This is a genomic window from Sunxiuqinia sp. A32 (genome assembly GCF_052690465.1).
On sequence record NZ_JBQYLI010000012.1, the window covers coordinates 94,124 to 110,986 of the forward strand.

Annotated in this window: 14 protein-coding genes and 1 tRNA gene; 2 read left to right on the forward strand and 13 right to left on the reverse strand. The window is 37.9% G+C overall.

What is annotated here, in order from left to right; genetic code table 11:
- Positions 1–38: 38 nt before the first annotated feature.
- The 12 genes from ACUNWD_RS13275 to ACUNWD_RS13330 all read right to left on the reverse strand — a co-directional run bounded on the left by ACUNWD_RS13275 (position 39) and on the right by ACUNWD_RS13330 (position 13,380).
- Entirely contained in the window at positions 39–614 is a 576-nt protein-coding gene (locus tag ACUNWD_RS13275; RefSeq protein WP_445588308.1) for a DUF3109 family protein, read from the reverse strand.
- 63 nt (positions 615–677) lie between these two features.
- Positions 678–2,210, reverse strand: a complete 1,533-nt coding sequence (gene gpmI, locus ACUNWD_RS13280; protein WP_445588309.1) for a 2,3-bisphosphoglycerate-independent phosphoglycerate mutase — start codon at positions 2,208–2,210, stop codon at positions 678–680.
- A 222-nt stretch (positions 2,211–2,432) separates the two neighbouring features.
- Positions 2,433–3,383 (reverse strand): aldolase catalytic domain-containing protein, encoded by a 951-nt coding sequence (locus ACUNWD_RS13285; RefSeq protein ID WP_445588310.1) that lies wholly within the window; start codon positions 3,381–3,383, stop codon positions 2,433–2,435.
- A gap of 16 nt (positions 3,384–3,399) precedes the next feature.
- On the reverse strand, positions 3,400–3,690 hold the full coding sequence (locus ACUNWD_RS13290; RefSeq protein ID WP_445588311.1) for a chorismate mutase: 291 nt from the start codon (positions 3,688–3,690) through the stop codon (positions 3,400–3,402).
- A 174-nt stretch (positions 3,691–3,864) separates the two neighbouring features.
- Entirely contained in the window at positions 3,865–4,428 is a 564-nt protein-coding gene (locus ACUNWD_RS13295; protein ID WP_445588312.1) for a sigma-70 family RNA polymerase sigma factor, read from the reverse strand.
- A gap of 37 nt (positions 4,429–4,465) precedes the next feature.
- A complete protein-coding gene (locus ACUNWD_RS13300) occupies positions 4,466–5,956 on the reverse strand; it encodes a sulfatase (RefSeq protein ID WP_445588313.1) in 1,491 nt (496 codons plus the stop codon).
- Positions 5,957–6,072: 116 nt separating this feature from the next.
- The gene (locus tag ACUNWD_RS13305; RefSeq protein WP_445588314.1) at positions 6,073–7,542 is read right to left on the reverse strand and encodes a RagB/SusD family nutrient uptake outer membrane protein; all 1,470 of its coding nucleotides are present in this window, start codon (positions 7,540–7,542) and stop codon (positions 6,073–6,075) included.
- A gap of 18 nt (positions 7,543–7,560) precedes the next feature.
- Positions 7,561–10,947 (reverse strand): TonB-dependent receptor, encoded by a 3,387-nt coding sequence (locus ACUNWD_RS13310; RefSeq protein ID WP_445588315.1) that lies wholly within the window; start codon positions 10,945–10,947, stop codon positions 7,561–7,563.
- An 84-nt stretch (positions 10,948–11,031) separates the two neighbouring features.
- A complete protein-coding gene (locus tag ACUNWD_RS13315) occupies positions 11,032–12,069 on the reverse strand; it encodes a FecR family protein (protein ID WP_445588316.1) in 1,038 nt (345 codons plus the stop codon).
- 83 nt (positions 12,070–12,152) lie between these two features.
- A complete protein-coding gene (locus ACUNWD_RS13320) occupies positions 12,153–12,749 on the reverse strand; it encodes an RNA polymerase sigma factor (protein ID WP_445588317.1) in 597 nt (198 codons plus the stop codon).
- 215 nt (positions 12,750–12,964) lie between these two features.
- Positions 12,965–13,249 (reverse strand): GIY-YIG nuclease family protein, encoded by a 285-nt coding sequence (locus tag ACUNWD_RS13325; RefSeq protein WP_445588318.1) that lies wholly within the window; start codon positions 13,247–13,249, stop codon positions 12,965–12,967.
- Positions 13,250–13,307: 58 nt separating this feature from the next.
- A tRNA-Phe gene (locus ACUNWD_RS13330) sits at positions 13,308–13,380 on the reverse strand.
- A 170-nt stretch (positions 13,381–13,550) separates the two neighbouring features.
- On the opposite strand from ACUNWD_RS13330, the gene ACUNWD_RS13335 reads away from it, so the two are divergent.
- Together ACUNWD_RS13335 and ACUNWD_RS13340 are read left to right on the forward strand one after the other, a co-directional pair.
- The gene (locus tag ACUNWD_RS13335; RefSeq protein ID WP_445588319.1) at positions 13,551–14,771 is read left to right on the forward strand and encodes a M16 family metallopeptidase; all 1,221 of its coding nucleotides are present in this window, start codon (positions 13,551–13,553) and stop codon (positions 14,769–14,771) included.
- Positions 14,771–15,409 (forward strand): O-methyltransferase, encoded by a 639-nt coding sequence (locus tag ACUNWD_RS13340; RefSeq protein WP_445588320.1) that lies wholly within the window; start codon positions 14,771–14,773, stop codon positions 15,407–15,409. The genes ACUNWD_RS13335 and ACUNWD_RS13340 overlap by 1 nt, the downstream gene beginning before the upstream one ends.
- Here ACUNWD_RS13340 and ACUNWD_RS13345 read toward each other — a convergent pair.
- The gene (locus ACUNWD_RS13345; protein ID WP_445588321.1) at positions 15,404–16,831 is read right to left on the reverse strand and encodes a monomeric [FeFe] hydrogenase; all 1,428 of its coding nucleotides are present in this window, start codon (positions 16,829–16,831) and stop codon (positions 15,404–15,406) included. The two genes, ACUNWD_RS13340 and ACUNWD_RS13345, sit on opposite strands and share 6 nt — an antisense overlap.
- Positions 16,832–16,863 lie beyond the last annotated feature (32 nt).

Consider the following 16,863-nt stretch of genomic DNA (forward strand, 5'->3'; position numbering starts at 1 on the left):
AAAAGAAAAATTATTATCAGTAGAAGGAAGACGCGTAATTATTTTTGCCAAGGTTTACTTTCTGCAGCATAAGAAAGCTCCTCATACCACGCTTTACCATATTTGCGAATTAATGGCTCTTTAAGAAATTGATACAATGGCAATAGCTGGCCCCGACCGCATTCTCTGCCAGGTTTGCAGATGTCTAATTGCTGATAATTCACTGCATCGAATCGTTTATACTCGGTAATACGGACCGGGAATAAATGACAAGACACCGGTTTCCTAAAATCGATTTTGCCATCCAGAAATGCCTTTTCAATGGCACATTTCACAATTCCCTTGTCATCTTTAAAAGTGAAAGCACATTCGCGATTATTAACAAGTGGAGTAACGGTGTCCCCATCTGAATCAACTAAAGATGTCCCTTGAAGTTCTACTTCGGTTTTTCCTTCAGGTGTCATATAAGGTTCAACATGCGGGTATATTTTCTCTATTGTCACTGCTTCCTCTTGAGTAAGCGGTGCACCCGAGTCTCCTTCGACACAACATGCTCCTTTGCATTTCAATAAATCACAAAGAAAGTGTTCTTCCAACACATCAAAACTTACAATCGTTTTTCCAATCTCCAGCATAATCTGCAAAAATAAAAAACCCTCCCAACAAATGAGGGAGGGTTTCAGAGTATTTTATAATGTCTATCGTTCAATCAACACTTTTCCAGTCATATCAGCTGGAATTTCCAATCCCATTTCAGAAAGTAAAGTAGGAGCAACATCAGCCAAAATACCATTACTGATTTTCAAGCTCTTGTTATCACTTACGTAAATACAAGGTACCGGATTTAAAGAGTGCGCTGTATTTGCCGAGCCATCTTCGTTAACTGCGTTATCCGCATTTCCGTGGTCTGCAATAATCAACACATTGTAATTCTTTGAACGGGCTGCTTCAACCACTTCTTTCACACACGAATCAACAGCAGTTACAGCAGTAGAGATTGCTTTGTAATCTCCGGTATGTCCCACCATATCGCCGTTTGCAAAGTTCAAACATACAAAATCAACCTCTCCTTTTAACAATTCAGGAACAATAGCATCCTTAATTTTTGGTGCAGACATTTCAGGTTGAAGATCATAAGTAGCAACTTTTGGTGAAGGAATTAAAATCCGGCTTTCACCATCAAATTCTTCCTCGCGACCTCCACTGAAAAAGAAAGTAACGTGAGCATACTTTTCAGTTTCAGCAATTCTAATTTGCTTCAATCCGGCTTTAGAAACAATCTCACCCATGGTGTTGATTGGATTCTTCTTTTCAAAGATCACATTGATTCCCTTGAAATCAGCTTTGTAAGTAGTCATTGTATACCATTCCAAATCCATGGTTTTCATACCAAATTCAGGAAGGTCTTCCTGAGTAAATGCAATAGTAGTTTGACGTAAACGGTCGGTTCTGAAGTTGAAACAGATAACCACATCACCTTCTTCAATAACACCAACAGGAGTTCCATCTTCCTTCACCATACAAATTGGTTTTAGAAATTCGTCGGTAACACCCGCGTCATAAGACGCTTTAACTGTTGCAAGAAGATCAGTCGACTTTTCACCTTCACCTTTTGTGTAAAGATCGTAAGCCAATTTCAGACGATCGTAGTTTTTGTCACGATCCATTCCATAATAACGACCAATGATTGAAGCAAATTTTCCATTGGTAGCTTTTAATGCTTCCAGATCAGTTTCAAGGAAACCATAACCGGAACGGGGATCAGTGTCTCGTCCGTCGGTAAGTCCATGAACGAATACATCTTCCAATCCCATGTCGGTGGCCATTTGGCAAAGTGCCACCATGTGAGAGCTAAGTGCATGCACACCTCCAGGGCCAATTAACCCAATCAAGTGTACTTTTTTATTGTTGTCTTTGGCGTAATTATATGCTTTTATTAATTGTGGATTCTCCCACATACTTTTGTCCTTGATCGCTTTGGTGATTTTCACCATATCTTGATACAGAACCCTTCCTGCACCAATATTCAAGTGACCAACCTCTGAGTTTCCCATTTGTCCGTCTGGCAATCCAACATTCTCACCAGAAGTTAGCAATTGAGAATTTGGATATTCTTTCAATAATGAATCCATATAAGGAGTTGATGCAGTTGCAACAACATCTCTTTCGGAACCATCACCAATTCCCCATCCGTCAAGGATCATCAACAAAGTCTTTTGTACGTCAGCCATAATTTATAATCGTTTTAAATAATTCTTTATTTGCCGGACAAAATTATCTTTTTTATAGCTAGAATAAAAATTGAAAAGACTTCATATGGCATGAATTAATAATTATTTAGCAGCTATTTATTATATAGGGAAAGATTAAACAAACATGATACTAGATAGAAAGAAAAAACCGCTTGAATAAATATCCAAACGGTTTCTCTTTATTATATCACAAAAATCGTATTACTCTAATAATTCATAATCGTGCATTGATTTCATAAATTTTACGAAATCATCTTTTTCTTCCGAATCCATGACAGCCATCGCACTGCGAGGATGCTCATTCAATGCACCGGTAATTAAGTAAGGAACATGATAACCCCAGTCAATTTTCTTTTGCCAGGGAGCAACGTGATCCTGAATTGATTGAAGCAATGGAAGTAAACGATACTTAGGATTTTTCAAAAAGGCAACTAAAATTTCAATCGGGCAATTTCCTGCTCCACGCCCCATTCCAAGTAAAGTTGCATCCAACATCGTTGCGCCTTTAATTAAAGAAGTAACAGTATTACTCATTGCCAACTGCATGTTGTTGTGCGCATGAATACCAATCTCTTTTCCTGGCAATGCTTTTTTATACTTATTAACCAAGTGCTCGATAGACTCAGAATACATGCTACCAAAACTGTCAACCACGTAAACCATCTGAACCCTTGATTTTGCCAAATCAGCCAAAGCTTCATCCAATTCAAGTTCGTTTACTTTTGAAACGGCCATCAAGTTAATTGAAGTCTCGTAACCTTTATCCATACAATGGTGAGCAAGCTCAACGGCCTTATCAATTTGGTGCACATAGCAGGCAACACGCATTAACGAGATTGCACTTTCAGACTTTGGAGGTATATCGTCAAAATCAATTCGACCGATGTCGCACAAAGCAGACAATTTTACTTTTGGTTCACCTTCGCCAATAATTCTGCGAATGTCTTTTTCATCACAAAATTTCCAAGGACCAACTTCGTTGCGGTCAAAAGCATGTTCACTACTTTTATAACCAATCTCCATATAGTCTATACCTGCATCAACACAAGCATCGTATACGCTTTTAACGAATTCGTCGCTGAATTGCCATTTGTTCATCAATCCGCCATCACGAACAGTACAGTCAAGTACTTTAATATCTTTTTTATACATGATCCTACTTTTATATTTATTTCTTCAGAAGTTTAAGTTCTTTCTCAATATTGTGCTGAATTAATTGTCTGAATAATTGTTCTATAAAATCAGGGGACAAATCAAGTTCACTTGCCCATTCCCGCCTTTCTGCACACATAGATTCCTGACGGTCATTTGCAATAACAGAGTCTCTATCAGACTTGAACTTTACAATTTCCTCCACATATCCCTGCCTTTCCGACAACAATTCAACCACAGCGCGATCGATCCGATCGATCTCATTTCTAACATCATTTATGCTTTCACAAGCAGCTGGTTTTTTCATTCTCTCAAATATTTCAGCACAAAAATAATAATTTGAATATTTAAGGAAAGAAAAAATTACAATTTATAATAGAAACAAATTATCAGACAAATAATTAGCGAATTTACATAGAGAGCAATAAAGCAAAAGAGGGAAGTAACCTCCCCTCTTGCCGTCTAACCTGATGCTCTGAAATTATTCATCCGCCCAATATTTATCAAGTTCCTCCCTTAATATTTTTCTCACTCTATAAAGCTGATTATCAACCGTCCTTACCGACAAATCTTTTTCTTTGGCAATTTCCTGACGAGATAAACCTTTCTTCCAAAACAAGTTAAATACATCTCTCTGCCGACGGGGAAGTCTTTTTAAGTTTGCTTCGATAGTTGAATCAATATCGTTGTAATAAAAAACCGAATATGGAGAATCAAACTGAAACCGTTGTCTCTGGGCGATATACACACAATGTTTTCTTGCCACATTCTCATGTTTTTTGTATGAATAGACAAGGTTTGTTGTCATTCGAAACAATAAACTTTGAATTGGCCTGCTTTCATCAATCTCCTCTCTATATTCCCAAACTTTAGTAAAAACATCCTGCACCAAATCCTCAACATCACAAATTTTCTGAATTCTCGAACGAATTAAACAATCAATATTTGCTCTGTATTTCCGGTAAATATCCTCAAAAAATTCAGTGTGATTTCTTTTCTGTTTTTCACAAACAGGAATTGTCTCAAAATAATAATTGCAATCCATTTGACATTTATCAAAATTAAATTGAGAGAATGAACTATTAGTGGCCAATTACAAAATATGGTTCCGCTAGCATTCTTTCCTTCACGTCTACATATTTCAGACCCGGATCAGTAGCTTCATTATAATCTTCATTCACTGTTGGCAATCCTGCATTAATGCTCTCTAGGTAGCCTTCCAGTAAGGCTTTCAATTCACCAACAACTTCTGGTTTCTCAGAAACTAAATCCAAAGTTTCATCAACATCATCTTTCAAATTAAAAAGCATGAAACGATTATCCTCGTATAACTTATAGAGTTTGTAATCTCCTTTAATTATTGTTGAAACTGGCTGACTTCCCTTTTGAAGCTGATAATGTGGAAAATGAAATACCAGAAAATCATTTGCACGGCTCACTGCCTGCTCATGTTGACTGCTATCTACTATTTCAGACAAACTTCCTCCTTCTAGTCCATCCGGTAATTTTTGAATATTTAACCATTCACAAATAGTTGGAAAAAGGTCATAGGTTACAACACGTAAATCAGAATATGCATGTTCGATTCCAGGACCTGCAATCATAAAAGGCACACGTATGCCACCTTCCCATGCTGTTGCTTTCCACCCATGCAATGGTCCATTAATATTGCCTGGGTTATTTGTTGGATAAGTCCCGTTATCAGCAACATAAATAATGTATGTATTTTCGCTGATTCCCAATCGATCAACTTCATCCAAAAGTAAGCCAACACCTTCATCCAAATCCTCTGCCATACCAGCATACTTAATATTTGTATGCCTTTCTCCCGGAGTTCTACTACCAATTTTGGCAATTGTCTCGTCTTTCGATTCCATTCCTAAATGAGTCGCATAGTGTGATAGCTGCAAGTAAAAAGGCGTCTCATTATTAACCTGTTGGTCCATCCAACTAATAGCCCGACTGGTAATTCCAAAAATATCCTTCGGATTTCCATCCAATCTTAGGTTTCCTTCATTATTTGAAGTTTCACCATCACTTTCATCAAATCCATGCATAGCTGGTCCCCCATTTGCTAAATGCCACTTACCAAAATGAGCAGTTGAATATTCCGGACGATTTGTTTTGATTATTTCAGCAATGGTAATCTCTTTAGATGGTAGTCCATCAATATGTGTTGGAGGAATTAATTTATTTCCTTCATAGAGTGGACCAGTATGCCTTTCAACGATGTCAGTTAAATGAAGTTTTGCAGGCGACTTACCTGTAAGCAAACTGGCACGCGTAGGCGAGCAATTTGGATGCGAGGCATATCCATTCGAAAAAATCACCCCTTTTTCTGCCAATCGTTCCAAATTGGGCGTGTGAATGAAATCACTTTTGGACTCACTAATGCTCTTATTCATTAGAATGGACGTTGCCCCCCACCCCTGATCATCGGCCAGAATAACGATTACATTAGGACTTTTTACATTCTCCTGCTCTGCATTTTTTCTTTGACAGGAAGTTCCAAATGCTAAAAACTGCGTAAGTGCGAGGCAGCCAACAATAATTTCATTTCTATTTTTCCTCATTTCTAATCCATTTTATCTATAAAAAGAAAAATAACAGTTCCCGAAGAATTGCAATTATGATTTATAAATTACACTCAAAAAGAGAACTGTTATTTTAATGCAACTATTTAAAGTAATTAATATCCATCAGTCTGTATACATGCCGGATTGGCATTAATTTCATGTTGTGGAATTGGGAAAACTACGCGATAAGGCTGCGCATTTGCCACACCTCTATCTTGCGCAGAACTAATATATTTCCCATGACGAATCAGATCCTGTCGACGTTTACCTTCGGTATAAAATTCCCAGCCACGTTCCGCTAGAATATGATCACGAAGTTCTTCTTTCGATCCAAAATCAGATAAATTAAGTGGTGTAACTTTTGCCCTGTTACGAACTTCATTGATCAAATCAATTGCAGGCTGATTAGGACCACTAATTTCATTCAGCGCTTCGGCACGTGCCAGCAAAATATCTGCATAACGAATCACCGGAATGTCGTTCCCATGATCATTTGCCACAGCTTCCGGATCAGGTAAAAATTTGAATGCCCGAGTATTATCGTTATTCAACAAAGAAACCACATTTCCTCCTGCATTGATATATTCCGTAATAATCAACTTACGTCTTTCATCTGCCGGGTCAAAAGTGTTATAAAATGAATCATACAAACGGTCTTGTCTCGCCCAGTTTCTCATGTTCGTCGTCCATACAATGCTTCCATCTACTGTAGTTCGGAATCCCGGAGGGAAAGCTCCATTCATATACTCATTTCCAGGTCCCAGCGGAGAAGCTGCATACACCCATATGTATTCATTATTCTTCTCTTCGTTATCAACAGTAAAAAGCGTGGTATAGTCGGGCCACAACTCATAAGTTCCCAAATTCATAAGTTGCTGAGCTGCATCTGCACATTTTTGCCATTGCTTACTAGTTAAAAAGAACTTTGTGAGGTAACCAATAGCTGCTCCTTTGGTTGCCCTTCCATAAGCATATCCGGATAATTCTCCTTTTTGAGGCAAATCCTGTGCTGCTTCTGTAAGTTCGGTTTCAAGAAAAGTAAACAACTCTTGCTCTGTTGCCCTTGGAAGTTCCATTTCCTCATCTGTTCTTATTCTTAAAGGTACGGTACCAAAATAAGTGTACAGGGTATAATAAGCTGATGCCCTAATAAATCGAGCTTCCGCAATCAATCGACTTTTTACTGATTCACTTACCGGAGATTGATCGATATTTTCAAGGACCAGGTTACAATTACGGATTGACTGGTACATGTTATTCCACATACCTGTAAAATGATCTGGAGTTGATGCATCCCATGTAAAATTGATCATCAAGGTTGCATTACGGTTGGCTCCACCTCCTGTTTCCCATCCAACATCAGTAGTCCATTCCTCATCCCAGAAGACATTATTACCTAAATTACCAATGATTTGTGCATTTCCGTACGCACCATACAAAACACGTTCAATACCATTCGCAGAAGCAAACAAGGTTGATGGGTCGAGCTGGGAGAACACCTCTTCTTTCAGTTGCTCTTCGCAACTAGTAAAACCAATGAGGCTAACAAACAGGATTAAAAATAATATATTTTTGTTTTTCATAATTTCAGAATTTTATGGTTATAGTCCAAGTTGAACACCCAAAATAAATGTCCTCGCTACCGGATAAGAGTTGAAGTCAATTTTCGCACTGACATTACCACTAGAGTTTGTCGTTGGATCTACTCCTGAATATTTTGTCAAAACCAACAAGTTCTGACCACTTACATAGAGATTCACACTGTCAAATATTTTAGTACTTCTCAATGGAAGATCATAGCTCAATCGCACAGAATGTAAGCGCACATAAGAGGCATCCTCAACTGTAATTGAGCTAACCCCCTTATTCCCTTGGTTTGTTGGATCTACGAAAGAAGGATATTCTGTTGAAGGATTTTCCGGAGTCCATCTATTCAGGTAAGGTTCTGCCAATCGATTTCTCCGGTGACTAACAGGGAAATATGTTTCAACCATTGCATTATTCAATGCTTCAACTCCCTGTACCCCATCGATAAACACATTCAATCCAATTCCCTTATATTCGAGTGTATTTGTTATACCGAAGGTGAAATCCGGGAACGATTTTCCAAGAATTACCCTATCTGAAGAGTTTACAACATGATCACCATTGGTGTCCGTATAGTGAACATCACCTGGTTTAACGGGATCCAAAGTTCCTGAGGCAGTAATTTCTTCTTCCGACTGCCAGATTCCCTCTGTCTTGTATCCATAAAAAGAATTAAGAGGTTCACCTTTACGGATTATTGCCACTTGTTGTGTCCACCCTGCACCAATATGAACTATTTCAGGAATGTCGCCCAAGTCGGTAACCCGGTTTTTCACAGTACTGACATTCAAACTTGTATTCCATTTTAATTTCCCGGTTGTATTTTTTGTATCAATTGTCAATTCAAAACCATCATTTTTAATATTCCCAATATTCTGAAGAATGGTATTAAACCCTGTATTGGAAGGTATGGGAAGAGGAAACAACATGTCGTAGGTATTTTTCTGGAAATAATCCATTGTTGCAAATATTCGATTCTGCAAAAATCCCATATCAAAACCAACATTTATTTGCTCTGTAGTTTCCCATTTCAAATCCCGATTAGCAATTCTCACAGGTTCAAGACTAACTGTTTGCTGATCACCGAGTATAACATTCTGTCCTTTATCGAAGGTTGTTAAAGACTGATAATTTCCAATTGACTGGTTTCCTGTACGACCAACACTGGCGCGGAATTTAAGGGAGCTAAACAAGTCTAAATTTTTAATAAAATCCTCTTCGTGCATTTTCCATGCAAAAGCTCCCGAAGGGAAGTAACCATATTTGTTGTTCTCCCCAAACCTTGACGAACCATCCGCCCTGAAAGTAACCGTAAATAAATACTTATTAAGCAAGCTATAATTTGCCCTTCCAATGTACGATATCAATTTGTGATTTTGCTTTCCACTATTCATGGTGTACAACTCCGCATTTCCCATTTCCATCGCATAAGTAAGTGACTCATCTGCAGGAAAATCCCTACCGGTACCATTAAAACTGCGAGAGATAAATTTTTGATAAGTCATGCCTGCCATTACGGTAAGGCTATTATTCTCATCAAAATCTTTTATGTATGTAGATGTAAATTCTCCCAGGTAGTTATTATTTGTTGCGGTAAGAATTGTTGCAATCCCGTTATTTCCAAGACCAGACTTGGTTAATGTTGTGACATACGCATCTCTTGTGCTGTTACGGGTATCAAAACCAACATTTAATTTGGCAGTCCAACCTGGCATAATGGTATACTCACCAAAAATAGTACCCAAAGTTCTATAATTTTCAGCAGAACTTATTTCTCCATTAGCAAGTGCTAACGGGTTATCGGTATTCAAAAAATCTGATACTGTATATCGTCCATCTTCACCAAAAATTGAAACCGTTGGATCAAAATTGATTGCTGAATATAAAACCCCTGAAGACTCATTGGTATCATAACCATAGGAAACAAAATCATCTAAAGTATAAGCTGTAGAAAAATTAAGTCCAAAATTGAAATTGTCTGTTTTATGTTCCAGGTTAAATCGGGTATCATAGCGTTTAAATCCGGAATTGATAACAATCCCATCCTGATCAAAATAATTTAAAGACGCAAAAAATTTGGAAGCATCGTTTCCTCCAGTAAATGACAATGAGTGACTTTGCACAGGAGCTACCCGATACAGTTCATCCTGCCAATCGGTCCCATTTCCATCAATGCCTGTAACAATCTCGGTTCCGCTAACATTTGAGCCATCTGTTTTCTGAATATCATTTAAGACCTGCATGTAGTCCTGCGCATTCAAAACTTCAACTTTCCCGGCAGACTGCTGAACACCTGCATAACCGTTGTAGGTAATTTTCAATTTTCCTTGTGCTCCTTTCTTTGTTGTAACCAGCACAACTCCGTTTGCTCCTCTGGCTCCGTAAATTGCAGTTGCCGAAGCATCCTTCAATATTTCAATTGACTCAATATCTGATGGGTTAATGTTATTCAACGGATTTCGCGGAGTAGGGCTATTAGCGATGTCAGCACCAGAACCGGAAACGATTGCTCCGTTTGCAATTGGCAACCCATCAATTACATAAAGCGGAGCAGATGATGCGCCAATGGAGCTCGCACCCCGAATTTGGATTGTTATACCTCCACCAGGTTCAGCACTCGCCTGTGTGATTTGTACACCTGCTGATTTTCCCTGTAGTAACTGATCAACAGAGGTCGTAACACCGGTATTCATATCGTCTTCTCGTAATGAAGATACTGATCCGGTCAAGTCACTTTTCTTAACAACACCATATCCAATTGCCACAACTTCTTCCAATCCAATGGCATCCTCTTCCATTATAACGTTAATAACGCTGCTATTTCCAACTGAAATTTCTTGTGTCTTCATTCCTATAAATGATAGAACCAAAGTTGCAGTGGAAGACACTTCACTTAAAGAAAAATTACCATCCAAGTCGGTTATCGTTCCAATAGTTGTACCTTTTATCTGAATGGCTACTCCGGGAAGTGCCTGGCCAGAAGCATCTGTCACTTTTCCAGTTATTTGCTTTTGTCCGGCATCCTGAACAGCCCCATCCTTATTGGTAGTTAAAACAATTTGCCGGTCCAAAACCACGAATTTCACATTAGTATCTTTAAACAAATCTGATAGAACCTGATTAATCTTTTTCTGATCAGCTGAAATCGAAACAACTCGTTCAACATCTACTAAATCTTTATTAAATAGGAAATAGAAATTGGTCGAACTTTCAATTTCATTTAGAACATCGATCACTTTTACATTTTCGAGATTAAGTGTAAGTTGTGCTTGCTGAGAGTACGATGTAGATGCCACCGTCTGAAGTACAAACACCATTAGAAGAAATGCACTTAGTCGCATAATTTTCAACACTTTTAAGAGATTAGAAATTCCAATCTCATTCATTAACTTTTTTTTCATAAATTTGAATCGTTAAGTAGTTAATAATACAAGGGATTACACTGCTTTACATAGTAGGAAGGTGTTGGTAGCGCCTTCCTTTTTTTAATTAAAATCTTTTAGCCTGTCTTCATTTAGTTTAAATTTTATTTTTCGTTTAGTGAAACTTCCGTCGTTATGCTTTATTCTTGCCTTTTCCTCATATTGAATCGGCGCTGTAATTGAAATTAATTTTAACACTTGTTCCAGTGGCTCATCTTCAAACGTGGCATAATATTGAAAATCTTTCAGCTCCTGACTCTCTACTTCAATTTCGACGTCATACCATCTACTCAATTTTTTAGCAACATCTTCGAATCTTTCATTCTGCATAATCAGCTTGCCTGAAATCCAGGAAATATAGTTACTTGCATTTACTTCCTTTTTAGTAAACCAATTATGCTGTTTATCTAATACTACTTGTTGATTTGGAGCTAAATCCGCAAGTTGATTATTCTTTTTATCAAGAACTCTTACGCTTCCTCTTTTTAATGTAATCTCCTCGCTTGATAAATCATTATACGCCAACACATTAAAACATGTTCCCAAAACTTCAATTTTCAATCTTGATGTAGTTACGGTAAATTTGTGTCTACTTTTAACAACGTCAAAGAAAGCTTCGCCAACTAATCGAACATCTCTGTTCTCTTTAAAATTTATTGGATATTTAAGGGTTGACTTACTGTTTAGAAAGCCAGTAGAACCATCTGGTAGCTTAAACTCCGTCCTGGCTCCAGCCGGACAAGTAATTTCAGCCCACGCATCTGCACCGGAATTTCGGGTTGAGCTATAATAAAAAAACGAGGCAATTAATAAGGGCAAAAACAAAATAGCAGCTGCTTTTTGCATAATTGCCCAAGGGAAAACAGACTTCTGTATTGTCTCCGGATTTAATCCCACATGGTTAATAATGTTGTTCCAGATCTTTTTTAGCTCAAAGTCAGAAACTTTATCATTTTCAATTTCATCCCACTGCTCTTCAAGTTCTGCAAGAAAAGCTTCATTCTCCAATCCTTTTTCAAACTCACTTTGAATCGAAAAGTAATCGTGCCTGGTATAACGATTTTCTGAGAAGTTATTCAATCTGTCTTTTAATTCACCCATCTCTTAAAAAGCCAATTATTTGGCCCCCTCTATAAAGTAATATGGATGAAATTAAAAAACTACGTAGTCAAGTATGATTTTTTTTAATTTTTCCCGGAATTTAGGAAAAGAGAGAAGAACAATAGCCCCGCAATCTGCTCCTCAGAAAGTCCTTGTTTTAAATTCCTTAATGCCTCAGACAGATGTTTCTCAACTGTACGTGGAGAAATTTCTAAAATATTTGCAATTTCTTTTACCGGTAAACCTTGCTTTCTTTTTAAAATAACAACCTCTTTTTGTCGTGGGGGGAGTTGATCAATTAATTTACCTACCAACTCAAGCAACGAATGATAATCAATCCTTTCTTCAGTTCGATTATCAAAGTCACCGGCAAAATCTAAAATTTCGTGTTTGTAACTATCTTCCCTGCTTTTTTTAAGGAATAATTCTTTGATATGATTATAGGTGATTTTAAACAGATACGATTTAAAAGAAAGCTCAGTATTTATTGAGGACTTCACATTCCAGACTTTGATAAAAACTTCCTGGACAACTTCCTCCGCCTCTTCATTCGTTTTCAGGTATTTTTTCGCAAAAACAAAAATTCGCTTTGCATATTCCTCAAATATTTTTTGAAATGCATCCTTATCACCCTGCTTAAGTTTAAGTAGCCAATCTTTCTCTTTTTTGGATATTTCCACCTGAAAGTTTTTTCTAATTTCTGCTAATTAATGAGAATAAAAGTTCTTTTCAAAATTTATTTTATCCTGCAGTGTCATCAACATAGTTGATGCAATCAATCTACTTTGTACAAAGATGGTAAAAAGCCGTATAAAACAAAAGAGGGAAGATTTTCATCTTCCCTCTTCGTGGTGCCACCTAGCCCCGAAGTATCGGGGGAACCAGGGACACTATTTCATAAAACTTTTAATAATGACAGGACCATGGTTTGATCTTCCTTTAGCCGGGTGTAGAATTTTCGACTTTTCATTCGTTTAATAAAATTTTCCAGCATTAATGCTTGCTTTCTACTCATGCACTCAATAATTAGAAATACTTCCCAATCATTTGCGATTTTGGTACTCGATCGTTCATAGACCCCTGAATTGTGTTTGGCAATCCGATTTGAAACATTAATTGTCTCACCAACATAAAAACGATCTACTGATTGACTGTAAATGATGTATACAAAATGATTCATCTGGAGTTCAAATTGGGGAAATAAGCAAAAGAGGGAAGATTTTCATCTTCCCTCTTCGTGGTGCCACCTGGAATCGAACCAGGGACACACGGATTTTCAGTCCGTTGCTCTACCAACTGAGCTATGGCACCATTGGTCTTTTGCGGTGGCAAATATAGCTCAAAATTTTAAACTACAAAACAATTTTTTACTCCCTTGAAAATAAAAATTAGCTTCTTTATTCAAACCATTTCTTTTTCATGCATTTATCGATTGAAAATCCCAGATGGTTTCATACTTTTGCAGACCAATTTATGCATCTGTGAGAATAAATACACATACTTTAAAGAACGGGATACGATTAATTCACCAGCAGGTTGAATCACCAGCTGCCCATTTTGGCATTATTTTAAATACCGGTTCAAGGGATGAACAAAAGAACGAACAAGGAATTGCTCATTTCATCGAACACGTAATTTTTAAAGGCACAAAAAAGAGAAAAGCGTTTCATATAATTAGTCGGATAGAAGATGTTGGGGGAGAGCTGAATGCCTATACAACAAAGGAAGAAACTGCAGTTTACGCAACCTTTTTGAATGAGCATTACGACCGAAGCATGGAATTGATAAGTGATATCATAATCAATAGTAATTTCCCCGCAAAAGAAATAGAACGCGAAAAGGAAGTTGTTATAGAGGAAATCAACTCCTATAAAGACAGCCCATCTGAATTAATATTTGATGAATTTGACGAACTACTTTTCGATGGACATCCAATCGCTCGAAATATTCTAGGAACACCCAAGTTGGTAAAATCTTTCAATCGCGACAAGATCTTGCAATTTTTATCGAATAATTACCATACCGATGAAATGGTTTTAAGTTCTGTTGGCAATATTCCATTCGAAAAATTCTTAATGCTTTCGGAGAAATATTTTTCCGAAATTCCGGAAAAAAGGCGCAGCGAACAACGGTTATTATTCAATCACTACACGCCTTCATCCCGAGAAACTAAAAAGGACACTTTTCAGGCGCATTGCGTTATTGGAAACATTGCCTATAACGCCCAAAGCGAAAAGCGCATGGGAATGGTTTTATTAAATAATATTCTCGGTGGACAGTCAATGAACTCCCGCCTTAACCTGGCATTAAGGGAACGAAACGGAATAGCGTATAACATTGAATCCAATTACACCGCTTTTTCAGATACCGGACAGTTTAATGTTTATTTTGGCACCGACCGGGAACAGCTCGATCGTGCATTAAAACTTGTAACTAAAGAATTTCGGTTGCTGAAGAATAAGGAATTGGGAACCCTGCAACTCAGCAAGGCGAAGAAACAACTCATTGGTCAGATTGCTATTTCAAGTGAAAACCGGGACGATCTAATGCTAACGCTAGGCAAAAGTTTTCTGCTCTATAATAAAGTAGACAGCCTTCCAAAAATTTACCAGAAGATTGATGCAATAACCAGTGCACAACTAATGGAAATTGCCAATGAGGTTTTTGACGAAAAATCGATTAGTATTTTAATTTACAAATAATGACGTTTGACAAAGAATTGGAGAAATATATTTTAGCTCACACCTCTGATGAGGATGAGGTTTTAAAAGAACTTGAACGCGAAACATTTCTTAATGTGCTTCGTCCTAGAATGCTTTCGGGACATTTACAGGGCAAAATGCTGGAAATGTTCAGTCAGATGATCAAGCCCAAAATGATTCTGGAAATTGGCACGTATACTGGCTATTCTGCAATTTGCCTGGCGAAAGGACTTCAACAAAATGGCAAACTTCATACCATTGAGATAAACGATGAACTGGAAAAAATGGCTGCTGATTATTTTAAAAAAGCCGGGTTTCAAAACCAGATCATTCAACACATCGGTGATGCCACTGAAATAATCCCTCAATTGAATGAATCATTCGACCTGGTATTTATTGATGCCGACAAAAGAGAATACAGTAAATATTACCATTTAGTTTTTGACAATTTAAAGCCCGGCGGATTCATCATTGCAGATAATATTCTTTGGAGCGGCAAAGTCACGGAAGAGGTTGATCCAAAAGATGAGCAAACAAAAGGCATCCTTGAATTCAATAAAATGGTCTCAAATGATGCAAGAGTAAATCAAGTAATACTTCCAATCCGGGATGGATTGACGTTAATACAAAAGCTATAACTTTCGCATTGATTGGATAAAATTCTTTTTCGCTCTAGCTGACTTCACATTTGCTCCAGGGCCAGAAATGCAACCTCCTTCGCAAGCCATCACCTCGTAAAAAAGAGATGCATTTTTACCTTTTGCCATCAACTGGAGCTGCTTCATAGCTTTCCTGTCAATTCCATCGATTTGCTCAAAAGTAAAATCAGCAGCCTGCTTCTCAGCCAAGACAGCACTTAATACGCCTCCACTTTGAGCAAATCCTCTCGCTTCTTTCGTATACTGTTCGATTGGCACTTCCTCCATCTTATCCGGAGATATATCCATCCCAACAAGAATTGCATCAAGTTCCTCAAAACTCAATACATAATCAACCGTACCCAAATCACGGGCCTCTTTGCGCTTTGCCACGCAAGGACCAATAAACACGATTTTAGAATCCGGATACTTTTCTCTCATTTCCTCAGCAGTATATGCCATAGGAGATGGTGTATGAGAAACATTTGGCAACAGTTCAGGCACATGTTTTCTCACGGCCTCCACATATGAGGGACAACAAGAGGTTGTCATAAGCGACACTCCCTCCTCAAGCTTTTCCTTAAGCTCAATTGCTTCATTGGCAGCTGTCTTCTCCGCCCCTCTTGCTACTTCTACCACTTTTGAAAAACCTATTTTCTGAATGGCTGACAAAATCTGCCCGGGAGATTCTGTATACTGGGCCAAAATTGCTGGCGCAACCATCGCTATTACCTTCTCCTTCTGCTCAATCGCTTTTAATACATCAATGATTGCGGAAAGCTCGAAAATTGCACCAAACGGACACGCTGTTATACATTTCCCACAATAGATGCATTTATTCTCATCTATTTCCTCTACTCCATTTTCATTCTTACTAATAGCCCCAACAGGACATGCTTCTTCGCAAGGAATTGGGATGTAAACAATTGCATGATATGGACAGGCCTTTTGGCAAAGACCACAATTCACACAATCCTCGACTTTAATTTCAGTTTGCCCGGAGGGTGTAAAACGAATTGCATTCTTAGGGCAATTCATCACACATGGACTCGCCACACATCCACGGCACAAATTTGTAACAACGTAGTTTGCCTGCACACAACTGGTACAAGCTTCATCAACAACTGTTAAAATATTTTCAGACAACTTGCTTCTGGATAACGCTTTTTCAGCATAATTTTGCAACGGAAAAAGATCAATATCACCTTCCGGAACCTCGAAGCCTAAAAGCGGAAGCATTTTATACCGGGTTATGGCACGCTCTTTATATATGCAACAACGACCACGTGCCTTTCTTTCTTTTGGATAAAGCTCTACAGGAAGTTCATTAATTTTTGACGATAGATTTCCTTCCTTAAACATCTTAACCAACCTGGCCATTAACTCATGCCGGATGATCATTACATTGTTTACGTATGCCATATAAGCCTGCCTTTTTTCAGGCCGCAAATGTA

Bases quoted from the DNA above. Each gene is read 5' to 3' on its own strand.
- gpmI (WP_445588309.1), bottom strand. From the start codon at position 2,210: ATGGCTGACGTACAAAAGACTTTGTTGATGATCCTTGACGGATGGGGA.
- ACUNWD_RS13300 (WP_445588313.1), bottom strand. From the start codon at position 5,956: ATGAGGAAAAATAGAAATGAAATTATTGTTGGCTGCCTCGCACTTACG.
- ACUNWD_RS13340 (WP_445588320.1), top strand. From the start codon at position 14,771: ATGACGTTTGACAAAGAATTGGAGAAATATATTTTAGCTCACACCTCT.
- ACUNWD_RS13345 (WP_445588321.1), bottom strand. From the start codon at position 16,831: ATGGCATACGTAAACAATGTAATGATCATCCGGCATGAGTTAATGGCC.
- ACUNWD_RS13315 (WP_445588316.1), bottom strand. From the start codon at position 12,069: ATGGGTGAATTAAAAGACAGATTGAATAACTTCTCAGAAAATCGTTAT.
- ACUNWD_RS13290 (WP_445588311.1), bottom strand. From the start codon at position 3,690: ATGAAAAAACCAGCTGCTTGTGAAAGCATAAATGATGTTAGAAATGAG.
- ACUNWD_RS13325 (WP_445588318.1), bottom strand. From the start codon at position 13,249: ATGAATCATTTTGTATACATCATTTACAGTCAATCAGTAGATCGTTTT.
- ACUNWD_RS13310 (WP_445588315.1), bottom strand. From the start codon at position 10,947: ATGAAAAAAAAGTTAATGAATGAGATTGGAATTTCTAATCTCTTAAAA.
- ACUNWD_RS13285 (WP_445588310.1), bottom strand. From the start codon at position 3,383: ATGTATAAAAAAGATATTAAAGTACTTGACTGTACTGTTCGTGATGGC.
- ACUNWD_RS13275 (WP_445588308.1), bottom strand. From the start codon at position 614: ATGCTGGAGATTGGAAAAACGATTGTAAGTTTTGATGTGTTGGAAGAA.
- ACUNWD_RS13295 (WP_445588312.1), bottom strand. From the start codon at position 4,428: ATGGATTGCAATTATTATTTTGAGACAATTCCTGTTTGTGAAAAACAG.
- ACUNWD_RS13305 (WP_445588314.1), bottom strand. From the start codon at position 7,542: ATGAAAAACAAAAATATATTATTTTTAATCCTGTTTGTTAGCCTCATT.